We start from the raw sequence: 10,167 nt of genomic DNA, 5'->3' as shown, positions 1-10,167 counted from the left end.
TTCGGCCCTTTTTGAGAGACCCGGCGCCGATGGGCATCCCCCCAGGCGCCGGGTCGTAGACAGCGGACGGTCCTCGCGGCCGCTGCCTAATTCGTCATGCCAGCCAGGGGACCACCACCAGCTCGGCGGTGTTGGCCCACGGGTTGCTCTCGCCGCCATTGACGAGGAGCGACTGCAGGATGCGTTTGCCAGCACCTTCGAGGGACGGCGGCACGACCAAGAGGTTGGGCACGATGCCCAGGGGCCGACCGTTGTCGCCCTTGAAGTTACCCATGGCGACACGGGCAGCCTCGTAGGCGGCCGGGTCGAGTGCCTGCTTGGAGCCGTATGCCATCTGCCAGAAGCCGAAGCCGACATTGCAGCGGCCATCGGTGCCGTAGACGAATTCCTTGCGATTGAAGACGTTGTCGTCGGTCTCCTGGTCCTTGCGCACCAGGCGGTCGAACTTCTTGCGGCTCTGGTAGATCACGGGCTTGAGAGCACGCGACACGTCGAGCAGGAACCAGGGCGTGCCATTGCCGCCGCCCGAGTTGGACACGGAAGCCTCAGCGCCGTTCTCGTCGACAACCGGATGGTCGGTGTCGAAGAAATACTGGCCGTCGTAGCAAGTGGTGGTGAACCCGGCCTTCAGGAATGGAAACACCAGCTCGTCCGGGAAGCTCGCCGACGCGCGGCCGAGTTCCGTAAACAGCGGCGTGTAGACGCCGATATTGTCGTCTTCGATGTCGTCGCGATCCACGCCGACCGTGTTTTCGAACGGCTTGTTCTTGATGGTGTAGCCGTGTGTCTTCAGTGAATTGACCTGACGATCGCCGATCCATTCGCGGAAACGCGGCATCTGGCCAAGCCAGCCATATTCGTTTTCGCGGGTCGTCGAATTCACCGTTGTGGCGACGCGCTGGTACAGGGGCGTAACGCCCGCAAAGCCGCCCTGGAACGCCGTCGAGTAGCCGGTGTAGAGCGAGCGCAGAGAAGTCGAATTGATCAGCATCGAGGGCTCCTAGGAAAACTTGACCCAGACGCCCTGGGCGTCCACGTCGTAGATCTTGCCGGCGACCGACCGCGTATTGCCGCCATTGGTCTTGGCGACCGTCTGGTCGTCGACGCCGTAGCAATCGTTGTTGATATCGGCGGCGGTGATCTGGTCGGCAGCTGCGGAGTTGGCGAAGCGGTAGATGCCAGCGCCGACCCTCGCCCGGATCGCACCATCCGCGCCCGCCGAGTTGTCGGCACGGCGCTCAACGCGCCCAAGCCCGCGCAGGCCGAGGGCCGTCGCCATCGGCACGACCTGACCCGCCGCATTCACTGCCGCCATTGCCCCGGCATAGAGGATGGTGGCGGCCTTAACGGGCAGCTCGCGGACATCGCCGCTGCGGTGCTTGGTGTCGCGATCGGAACCCAGCGCGGCCATCAGTGCGTCTCCTTCTTCAGCTGCTTGGCGGTTTCGGCGTACTTCGCCGGATCGAGGCCCATGAGGTTGCAGACGGTGTCGTCGGCGTCGGAGAGCGAGGCGCCGCCTTCCTCGACCATGCGGCGATTGCCGAGCCCGCCGCTGTTGAGCGACGGCATCAGCTTGATCTCGGCCTCGACATCGGCCGGCTCCTTCATGTGGCGGATGATGAAGCGATCGCGCAGGGTCGGCACGATCTTCAAATCCTCGATCGCCTTGTCGACGACCGTTTCGGCGCGGGCCTTGGCGTGCGTGTTGACCAACGTCGTCAGACGCGTGCTTAGGTCTTTCACCTGGTCGCGCAGCTCGACCTTTTCGGCGTCGTCGCCGGTTGCAGTGCGCGCCTGCAGGGCAGTCACCACCTCGTCAGCGGTTGCCCCCGCCTGGAGGCCGGCCGCCGTCGCAACGCGCGACATGGTCGCCACCGCGCCGGTGGATGCGGCTACTGCGGCTTCAAGGGCGGCAAGGATCGCCGCCTCGTCGGCCGTCTCGGGAAGGCCCAGAGCCTTCCGCAGTTCTTCGTCCATTGCTGGATCTCCGTCGGTTTGTGAATGATCTCGGGTGTGAAGTGCGGTCAGTTGAAGATTGGGGTCGTTGGTCAGGCTGGCGCGCAGCAACTGCACGACGCGGCGCGGCTTGGCGGCATGTGAGGTGAACACCGGCGAGACGAACCCGTATGCCTTGTCGGCAAGCGTCTGCTCACCCTTGGCGGTCCACTCGACCTTGCCCCAAACCCCGTCCTCGCGACCTTCAAGAGCTACGATCCAGCCAACGGCGGGCGTCTCCTTGCCGGTTCCGTTGAGCAGGTCGATCGAATGGTTGATGTCGACCGGCAGCTTGCGGCCTACCGGCAGCGAGGCCGCCATCAGCTTGTCGACATCGCCAAGCTCATAGGGGCCGCGACCGTCGACGCCGGTGAACGTGCCGGCCGGCAGCAGATGAATGAACTCGGGAACGTCGCCAGCGGCGGTGCCGGCCAGCATGCTGTGGGTGATGGAGTTGAGGACCGTTTTCATCGGGCCGATACTGGCCTGATGCGGGCATCGCCATCATGCCCGCCAAGACGGGCATGTATGTGGGCGATCTACTGGAAGCGGCGCAGGAACCGGAAGACGATGTCGGCGATCATCTCCTCATCGTCGTCGGAGATCCCGAGATAGGGCCGTGCGTCCAGCGTAACAGACTTCGCCAGCACCACGCCAGAGGACAATCGGAACACGAGATGAGAAGCGTTCTTCGGCACGATCGTGCCGCCGAACTGGTGAATGGCGCCGTAGATGACATTGGTGCCGACCCGCACATAGTCGTTGCCGGGCGCGCTGGAAATGCTGTCGCGCAGCCTGCCGCTCTCGGTCAGGATCCGCGCATTGCGTTTCATGGCCTTGTAGTCGTCGCTCAGCGCCTTCCACTTTTCGCCGTCGGGACTGCTTTGCGAAATGAACCGGCGATGCGTCGACGAGACCATGCCGGTGCCGATCGCCGACATGATCGGCGTGGTGTTGCCCATCAGGCCGATCAGGCTGGTGAAAGCCTGGCCAACACCATGGTCGGTGATCCGGGTTTCCAGCGTTACGCCGCTCATGCTTGCCTCAACCCGGTGCCAGGCCTATATTCGCGTTGCGTCGAGCAGGAAGCGGTCCTTCGGGACTTGGGTGGTATTTCCGGCCACTCCGGCGCATTTTTCATTTCCCGGTCAGTACCTTTCCCTCGTCGCGCAGCCGCGCGATCTGGCGAGCATTCGTGCGTCGCAGCGAAAGCAGGTAGACCTCATCGCCGTGCTGGCGGCGCACAACCTTCAGCGCTGCCGCGTAAGGCTCGCCGTCGATCGTGGCATGCAGCAACAGCCGGCCATCCTCGCGCTCGATCAGCTCGCCCTTTTCCACCAGCTGTTCGGGCGCGGTGCCGTAGAATTCCGGCGTCGCATGGCGATGCTTGACGTGGGATCGAATGGTGTCGGCCGACAGCCGGACCTCGCTGGCCAGATCGACGCCCAGGGGACCGGCCAGCCGGCGCGGTGTCAGCGCGGCGGGCACCCAGCTGGTACCAGGCCATTGACCACCGACCGCCATCTTGGCGAACCGCTCGATCATGCCGGGCGCGGCGGCAACGGTTTCGGATCCGGGCAAGGTCCGCGACAACCAGGCCTGACCCGGATTGTACTCAAAGCCGGCGTCTACCCCGAACGGAACCATGACACGCTTGCCGCCGACTTCTTCGGCGCGGAACAGCAGGTCCGGCGAAGGATCGGGGCCTTTCTTGCCCTGGCGCTTGAGATCGAGCCGCGACACGACCGTTACGAAGCAACCGCAATGCCAACCGTTCGCGGGGTAGATCCGCGTCCAGACTGGATCGTCGGCTCGCCAAACCTGCCCATCCCAGGCCAAATGTTCCTTGCGAGGATGAAGGGAGCCCGAGTGGTTGTATTGCCAGAAGGGAAAAGCCTCCAGCGTGTCGGGCTCGGTTTGCTGGGCATAGCGACCGGCCTGATACGCGGTGCGAAGGTTGGTGTCGAAGATCAGTCTCGATCGCCAATTGCGGCTTCCGGTGTGGTCCCAGCCGTTGCGCTTGACGATGTCGTCGAAGGCACCGCGGAACTCGGCCAGCGTGGTCCCTTTTTCCAGCGCCTTGGCGATCTCGCGGCGGAAGTCGTCGACCAGGGCGTTGGTCGCCGCACCGGCCACCATGAAGGCGCGGGAATGGGCCGCCGCGTAAACATCTGTCCAGCTGCGCGTCGTAACCGAGGCCTTGTCGCGGAAGAACCGAATGGCCGCATCGAAGGGCAGATCGAGCGCACTGATGTTCGTGTCGGCCATGACCGGTCCTTAGCCTCGAAATAAAGGCCTGCTCAAAGCCCGTGAGCGCGCTTTGGGGGCGTCGTGGCTATCTCGGGCCATCCTGAGCACCGAAAGCGTTCCTGGGCCGTTTCTGCGGCCGGTCATTTGCGGCCTGTCAGTTCGTCGACCAGGGCCGCCTGTCCGGCGAGATGCGAAAGCGCCATGCCCCGCGCCATGGCAACGGCCAGGGCTTTCGGCGACAGGTTGAGCCGGGTGAGTTTTTCGGCGGCGTCGGCCAGGTCGGTGGCATTCTCCAGGATCGCGCGGATCTCGTCGGTCAATCCGGCCATGGCACCGGCCGCGTCGTTCTCGATGCGCTGGGTGAGCTGCTCGACGATCGTATCCGTCTGCTCGCGGGCGTGGCGCGTGCGCAGCAAGTTGGAGACCGAATTGGTTTGCGGCTCGGTGGTTTTCGCCGGATCCGGCTGACGACCGCCGATCACCTCTTCGCCTTCCTTCGGTGCCGGGATGCCGAGACGCGACCGCGCCCAACTGGCGGGCGCGGTCAGGCCGTGCTTGCCGAGCTTGTCGAAGGCCTCGGCAAACTCCTTCAAGGGCACTTCATCAGGACGGCCGATGGCGATCGTCGGATAGTGGTCCTGCGGGCCGAACTCGAAGGCGACCAGGTTCGGCACAATCTGTCGATTGGTCGTGGTCGAGGCCGCGATCGCGTCGGAACGCTCAATGTCCTCCTGGACCAGCCGATGCTCCCTCGAAACCGCATGGCCGCCCGAGACCGCGTCCGTGGTCGTGGTTTGGCCGAGCACGGCTTTCGAGATCTGCCGATCCATCCAGTCAGCCCGGCTCTCGAACAGGTCGGTGCTCGCGCTCTTCGCCGCAACTTCCTGGAACTCGATCGACATGTCCTGCGGCACGATTGCCGCGCAATCACCAGCAATCTGCGAAACCGCCCGCCACAAAATATCCTTCTCTTCGTTTGAGGCGTTGCGCCCATAGCGGCCGATACGGATTGGCGAGCCGAAATTCTGAACAAAGATCGCCCAGTCCTTCAGCGTGAACGCCTTGTACATCCACGCCCAGCTGGCGACGCGGGCGATGCCGGAGCGGATGGTCAGGCCTGATTTCGATTTGTGCCTGTGCACCACGAACTTGTGGGGCGCCAGCGGCTGGTCTCCGCTGACCTCGCGCAACAGAACCGTTTCGCCATCAGTGCGGTCGAACGTGAACCAGCGCTGCGGGCGATACACGAACTCGCGCGGACAGGTATGTCCCATATGAGACTGCCAATCCGTCTCCAGCACCGAGAAGCCTTTGCCGATGGCATCAAGCATGTCGAAGAGGCTGGCCTGCAGCACGCCATCATTCACCCAGGACTGCACATACTCCGCATGCTTCTTATGCTCGGATGCGTCGGAGGCTGCGGTCACCGTGATCGGCAGTTGTGAGACCGAGCGCTTCCGGGTCGCCATGACACCGGCATAGTGGAGGTCGCGCTCTTCGATATCCTCGGCCAATTCCAGATACCGCAGCGGTTCGCCAGACGCAGCTTCGAGATGGATGGCGGCCAGTCGCTTCGGGGTCAGGCCGTCGGCAGGATGACCGGAAATCGGGTCGCGCACGCCAACCGTCGTCGGGCCGGCGCGCTCTTCTGTCACCTCGGCGTCGGTCAGCTTGTTGCCGCTGGCATCGACCAGGCGCTGGCCAACGGCGCGCATCAGGGATTTGAGGTTCATAGGCGGCCTCGCAAACTAGGATCGGTGGAGCGCTCGCGGCCGTCAGTATCGCCACGACTGCTTGAACCAGGGCGCGCGCTTTCATAGCCGTAAGCGAATTTCGGGGTGGCTGCGGCCTCGATCGCCAGGGCGAGCGCCCAGAACCGGTCAGCATGCCCATCCGGGGTTCGTTCTGCGGTAAAGCGAATGTTGCCGCCTACCGAAACCTGTTTCGTAACCGATCGCAGGTCGGCGCGAATTTCCTTGTTGAAGGGAATTCGCAAACTGCGATCTTCCATCCCGGATCGCACCGGATAGGCTAGGCCCTCTTTCACGCGAGAGGTGAACGTGACTGCCTCGACCGCGTGTTCGCCAAACCGCTTTTGCGCATCATCGGCCCAACCGATGCCAAGGCCCGTCGCATCCATACACGTCCGGGCGCACCGTTCGAGCCACGGCCAGAGCACCTTTTCCTGTTCTGGCTTACTCATGTTTTTCAGCGTTTCGACATGTCGGGTGTAGAGGACATCGCCCAATCTCTCGACCACCCAAATGACGGTGAGGTCGCGCTTGCGACCGATATCGACGCCCGCATACAGCTCGCCGCCCTCGGTACGGGTCCAGTCGATCGTGGTCGGATATTCGCAGGAGGCGATGAGGTCGTATTCGAGAAAGGCGGCATCGTCGTCGGCCGGCACGCACATGTATTCCTGGAGGAAGCTTTCCTCATCGGCGCATCCGGCCTTCACCCACTCAAGGTACTCGGCCTCGTCCATCTCCTGGCGTTCGTCGTCGGCCGGCAGCGATTGCTGCAGCTTGTAGAGAAAGCCGTCGTCGAGTGCATCCTGCAGCGTCACGCGATGGAAGCTGATCTTCTTCGGATTGCCTCCCTCCCGTGCCTCTCGGACGAGCTGGTTGAAAAAATTGTGGGAACCACGATGGGTTGAGATGACCTCCATCGAGCCGCCCCAGGTGATACCGGGATAGGCAATCGACCACAGCTTGCGCGGATCGGGGTGAAGGGCGAACTCGTCCAGGACGCGGCCGCCACGCTTGCCCGCCTGAGCATCTGGGTTGGAACTCATGGAATGGATGCGGAGATTGTTCGCGAAGCGCAGCACATAGGCGCTGTGCTTGCTGTCCGGATCGATCGCCTGCTCGCCAAGATCCTGGGCAGCGATGTCGAGAATGCCGGTAAAGAGCTTGCAATCCTCCAGAAATAGCCGCGCCTGGATGTCGTCACGCGACGACACCCACTGGTCGCGCTTCGCTTCCGCCATCGCCGTTCGGGAGACCGTGGCATAGGCGGTGGACCAGGACAGGCCGATCTGCCGCCCCTTTTCCATGAGCTTCAGCCGCGAATTGTCGAGTATCCACTTGCTCTGATAGGGCAAGAAAATCGCGTCCGGGTTCGCCGGGATACGAAGCGCGCGGCCCATCACAGTATCCCCAGGCGCCGATTGATCTCGTCCATCGTCTCCTTCGACAGCCCGGCCACCTTGCCGACGGTATCGACTGCCTGGGCAAATTCCTTTTCGACCTTGAGACGCCGGTTGGTGGAAACGCCCTGCGCCTGGGTGGCGCGGTAAAGAGCGCTGGCGAGTTGCTGTGCTTCCTTCGGCGAGGCGCCACTGCGGCCGCTATCCATGAGGGTTTCGTAGACCAGCGTCTTGATTGCCTCGGACGCGATCAAGGTCAGATCGTCCGACGCCTGGGCATCGAAGCGGCCCGCGATCGCGCTGGCGATCTCCCGCGTCTCCTCCAGGCGCCTGGTCATCGCCGACAAGCGTATCGAGTAGCGATTGAATGCCGAGAAAGAAGGGACCGCGAACTCCAACTCGCCGCGGTGGTCCCGCTTGAGCTTGTTCAGCGCGTTGAAGAATTCTTCGTAGATGTCGATCTGCGTGCGCTCACGGTCCTGCAGCGCCTGGGCTGCGTCCGCGACGATCTGGTCCGCTTCTGGCGGCAGCTGCTCAATGCCCGAAAGACGCCCACGACCGCGCGCCATGTCATGCCTCCGGCGAAGGGCGCGCGACGCCGTCGATCACCGAGCGTCGCTCGACATGATCGAGACCAAAGCGAGTGATCGAAGCGATGAGGACAGTGCCCGCCTCCAGGCACTTGACGCCGCCCAGTTCCTCCAGCTTGCGTAGCTGGGTCCGCACCCATTCACGGGAGCGGCGATAACCGAAAGTGTCGAGTGCCGCCGTGACCAGCGTCTCGTTGAGCCGGCCGTCCGGCTGGCGCGCCAGTTCCTTCAGGATGACCAGGCGCGCATCAGCGTTGATGTAATCTTCGTAACCGCTCATTTTCTGTCCGTTCTCAGCCAGTCGTCGATGCGCAGCACCGTTCGCTGTACGCTGCTAAGGCTTTCGTCGAGCCGTCCGACAGTGCCTTCCAGTTTGGCCATGGTGAGCTTCAGCTCGTTCACGCTGTCTTTGTCGGGCAGATGTTTCAGATCGGCTTCGACAGCCTGGATCCGGCGATCGTGCGCGGCGATCGATTGGCCGACCGCCTCCAATGATTTCGAGACCTTGTCCCGATGATCGGTCAGATCCTCGGCGTTCTTCTTTTCGCCGCTGGTGAACCAGCGATAGACAATGGTCATGAGCGCGATCACGCTCAGCGCCAGGGATATCCACGGGGCGAGAAGTTCCACCATCACCTGCGCCTCCGCTTGAACCGTTCGAGGCGCTGCTGACAGGCCAAGCACCGTTTTGCCGATGGAAGCGCGAGGCGGCGCTCGGGCTCGATCTCTTCCTCGCAGGCCAGGCATATCGGCGAGCCCTGGCCGGCAAGTGCGGCCTGGGCGGCGCGGATCCCGGTTGCACGTTCCTGCTCGGTGCGCAGATCGGCCAGTTCAAAGGCGAAGTTTCCGAGCTTCACTGCGGACGCCCCAGCCACTTGGTCATGGTGTCCTTCAGCGTGTGGCCGCCCATGTAGAAGCCGGCGAAGGTGGCGGTCAGCCAGAAGAGCGTATCGAACGGCAGCTGTGTCGCCATCGTGGAGCCGGCGCCAGCGTCGACGGTCGGCACCACCACGAAACGGAACAACCAGAGAAAGCCGAGAAACCACATCCAGGCCGGCCGCCATGCCCACGTCCAGGTCGGCTCACCGACCTTGTCCATCTCGGCCTTCTGCAGGGCGATCGCCTGGGCCTGCTGGACGTTCCATTGCACGAGGATGTCCGGCGCCTGACCTTCGACCTCCTTGACGGCCGCGTCGATCTTCTCGGCCGGCTGGTCCGGGATCTGCGCCGGGGGAACGCCGAGCTTCCCGGCGACCGTGTCGATCACGATGCCGCCGACCTCGGCGGCGTCGTCGCCCAGAAAGCGCTCCAGCAGCGATTTGACCAGCGGCGCGCCGACACGTGTCGCTGCCTCGATCAGGATGGTGCCAATGACGGGATCCATCACAGCACCCCCATGGCTTCGGCCTCGGCGGCATAGGCGGCGGCGCGCTGGCGATGGATCACGCTGCGGCTGATGAGGACGATCGCCACGATCGCGCCAGCGACCAGGAGGCCGCCAATCACCCAGCCCGCCAGCTGCTCGGCATGGTGCGGATTGACCAGCACGTCGCCACCGCCACCGGCAGTCGCTGCGCCTGCGGTTCCGCCGCTGGTCCGGGCCGTCTTCGCGGTCTTGGTGGCGGCCGTCTGTTCATCGACGAGCTGGGCTTTGACGGTCGCGGCCGGTGCCGTGGCGGCGAGCGCCCAGGCAACGCCCTTCGCCTCGATCGCGGCGATGCGTTTGCCCCAGCCGCGGCCGAAGGTTTTCCAGATCTTGAGTGACTGGACGAAGCCGAGCCGCTTCGCGCAAACGCGCTTGACCGTCTTGTCGTCCGTTCCGCCGATCGAGGCCTTCAACCAGGCTTTGGCGCGCCCCGGTCCCGAGTTTACGGCCGCGTCGAAGACGGCGAGATCGACACCCGCCGCAAGCGTATCACCACCGATTTTGTCCCAGAATTCGAGGCGGTAGATGCGGCTCACATCAGCGTCACTGATGGCCCGAAGATCAGCCTTGGTGGCGTTCGGATAGAAGCGACGGAACGTCGCGAGGATAATGCCCTTCATCGTGGCGCCGCCCGGATCCCGAGGATGGTCGGACCATAGGCCCTCGAAGGGGAGAATGGTTTTCAGACAGGCAAGAAAATTGATGCGCATCGGTACCGCTCCGGGCTGCAGAAAGGCCGGGTGATGGCCCGGCTA

13 protein-coding genes are annotated in these 10,167 nt (G+C 63.7%); all 13 read right to left on the bottom strand.

Annotation, left to right across the window (positions count from 1 at the left end):
- Nucleotides 1-94: 94 nt before the first annotated feature.
- Nucleotides 95-991 carry a Mu-like prophage major head subunit gpT family protein gene (locus tag AB4136_RS07055; protein WP_441930882.1) on the bottom strand — a complete coding sequence of 299 codons (897 nt, stop codon included), beginning with the start codon at nucleotides 989-991 and terminating at the stop codon, nucleotides 95-97.
- A gap of 9 nt (nucleotides 992-1,000) precedes the next feature.
- A complete protein-coding gene (locus AB4136_RS07050) occupies nucleotides 1,001-1,411 on the bottom strand; it encodes a hypothetical protein (protein ID WP_441930880.1) in 411 nt (136 codons plus the stop codon).
- Nucleotides 1,411-2,466 carry a phage protease gene (locus AB4136_RS07045; protein WP_441930878.1) on the bottom strand — a complete coding sequence of 352 codons (1,056 nt, stop codon included), beginning with the start codon at nucleotides 2,464-2,466 and terminating at the stop codon, nucleotides 1,411-1,413. The genes AB4136_RS07050 and AB4136_RS07045 overlap by 1 nt, the downstream gene beginning before the upstream one ends.
- A 68-nt stretch (nucleotides 2,467-2,534) precedes the next feature.
- Nucleotides 2,535-3,032, bottom strand: coding sequence for a phage virion morphogenesis protein (locus tag AB4136_RS07040; protein WP_441930876.1), 498 nt, complete (start codon nucleotides 3,030-3,032; stop codon nucleotides 2,535-2,537).
- A 100-nt stretch (nucleotides 3,033-3,132) separates the two neighbouring features.
- The gene (locus AB4136_RS07035) at nucleotides 3,133-4,263 is read right to left on the bottom strand and encodes a phage head morphogenesis protein (protein ID WP_441930874.1); all 1,131 of its coding nucleotides are present in this window, start codon (nucleotides 4,261-4,263) and stop codon (nucleotides 3,133-3,135) included.
- Between the two features lie 122 nt (nucleotides 4,264-4,385).
- Nucleotides 4,386-5,978 (bottom strand): DUF935 domain-containing protein, encoded by a 1,593-nt coding sequence (locus tag AB4136_RS07030; protein ID WP_441930872.1) that lies wholly within the window; start codon nucleotides 5,976-5,978, stop codon nucleotides 4,386-4,388.
- Nucleotides 5,975-7,396, bottom strand: coding sequence for a phage terminase large subunit family protein (locus tag AB4136_RS07025; RefSeq protein ID WP_441930870.1), 1,422 nt, complete (start codon nucleotides 7,394-7,396; stop codon nucleotides 5,975-5,977). Before AB4136_RS07025 ends, AB4136_RS07030 begins: the two co-directional genes overlap by 4 nt.
- On the bottom strand, nucleotides 7,396-7,965 hold the full coding sequence (locus AB4136_RS07020; protein ID WP_441930868.1) for a DUF3486 family protein: 570 nt from the start codon (nucleotides 7,963-7,965) through the stop codon (nucleotides 7,396-7,398). The genes AB4136_RS07025 and AB4136_RS07020 overlap by 1 nt, the downstream gene beginning before the upstream one ends.
- Before the next feature lies 1 nt (nucleotide 7,966).
- Entirely contained in the window at nucleotides 7,967-8,266 is a 300-nt protein-coding gene (locus tag AB4136_RS07015) for a VpaChn25_0724 family phage protein (RefSeq protein ID WP_441930867.1), read from the bottom strand.
- Nucleotides 8,263-8,619: a DUF2730 family protein gene (locus AB4136_RS07010; RefSeq protein ID WP_441930967.1), complete on the bottom strand. Its 357-nt coding sequence runs from the start codon at nucleotides 8,617-8,619 to the stop codon at nucleotides 8,263-8,265. Before AB4136_RS07010 ends, AB4136_RS07015 begins: the two co-directional genes overlap by 4 nt.
- Nucleotides 8,619-8,843: a TraR/DksA C4-type zinc finger protein gene (locus AB4136_RS07005; RefSeq protein ID WP_441930865.1), complete on the bottom strand. Its 225-nt coding sequence runs from the start codon at nucleotides 8,841-8,843 to the stop codon at nucleotides 8,619-8,621. Before AB4136_RS07005 ends, AB4136_RS07010 begins: the two co-directional genes overlap by 1 nt.
- Complete coding sequence (locus tag AB4136_RS07000; RefSeq protein ID WP_441930863.1) at nucleotides 8,840-9,370, bottom strand: hypothetical protein; 531 nt, start codon at nucleotides 9,368-9,370, stop codon at nucleotides 8,840-8,842. The genes AB4136_RS07005 and AB4136_RS07000 overlap by 4 nt, the downstream gene beginning before the upstream one ends.
- Nucleotides 9,370-10,122, bottom strand: coding sequence for a glycoside hydrolase family 108 protein (locus AB4136_RS06995; RefSeq protein ID WP_441930861.1), 753 nt, complete (start codon nucleotides 10,120-10,122; stop codon nucleotides 9,370-9,372). Before AB4136_RS06995 ends, AB4136_RS07000 begins: the two co-directional genes overlap by 1 nt.
- Nucleotides 10,123-10,167 lie beyond the last annotated feature (45 nt).

Origin of the sequence: Mesorhizobium sp. 2RAF21, assembly GCF_052115345.1 — a bacterium.
GTDB lineage: Bacteria > Pseudomonadota > Alphaproteobacteria > Rhizobiales > Rhizobiaceae > Mesorhizobium > Mesorhizobium terrae.
The sequence above is the reverse complement of the archived record's forward strand: the minus strand, read 5'-3'. Positions and strand labels throughout refer to the sequence as shown.

Bases quoted from the DNA above. Each gene is read 5' to 3' on its own strand.
- AB4136_RS07055 (WP_441930882.1), bottom strand. From the start codon at position 991: ATGCTGATCAATTCGACTTCTCTGCGCTCGCTCTACACCGGCTACTCG.
- AB4136_RS07050 (WP_441930880.1), bottom strand. From the start codon at position 1,411: ATGGCCGCGCTGGGTTCCGATCGCGACACCAAGCACCGCAGCGGCGAT.
- AB4136_RS07045 (WP_441930878.1), bottom strand. From the start codon at position 2,466: ATGAAAACGGTCCTCAACTCCATCACCCACAGCATGCTGGCCGGCACC.
- AB4136_RS07040 (WP_441930876.1), bottom strand. From the start codon at position 3,032: ATGAGCGGCGTAACGCTGGAAACCCGGATCACCGACCATGGTGTTGGC.
- AB4136_RS07035 (WP_441930874.1), bottom strand. From the start codon at position 4,263: ATGGCCGACACGAACATCAGTGCGCTCGATCTGCCCTTCGATGCGGCC.
- AB4136_RS07030 (WP_441930872.1), bottom strand. From the start codon at position 5,978: ATGAACCTCAAATCCCTGATGCGCGCCGTTGGCCAGCGCCTGGTCGAT.
- AB4136_RS07025 (WP_441930870.1), bottom strand. From the start codon at position 7,396: ATGGGCCGCGCGCTTCGTATCCCGGCGAACCCGGACGCGATTTTCTTG.
- AB4136_RS07020 (WP_441930868.1), bottom strand. From the start codon at position 7,965: ATGGCGCGCGGTCGTGGGCGTCTTTCGGGCATTGAGCAGCTGCCGCCA.
- AB4136_RS07015 (WP_441930867.1), bottom strand. From the start codon at position 8,266: ATGAGCGGTTACGAAGATTACATCAACGCTGATGCGCGCCTGGTCATC.
- AB4136_RS07010 (WP_441930967.1), bottom strand. From the start codon at position 8,619: ATGGTGGAACTTCTCGCCCCGTGGATATCCCTGGCGCTGAGCGTGATC.
- AB4136_RS07000 (WP_441930863.1), bottom strand. From the start codon at position 9,370: ATGGATCCCGTCATTGGCACCATCCTGATCGAGGCAGCGACACGTGTC.
- AB4136_RS06995 (WP_441930861.1), bottom strand. From the start codon at position 10,122: ATGCGCATCAATTTTCTTGCCTGTCTGAAAACCATTCTCCCCTTCGAG.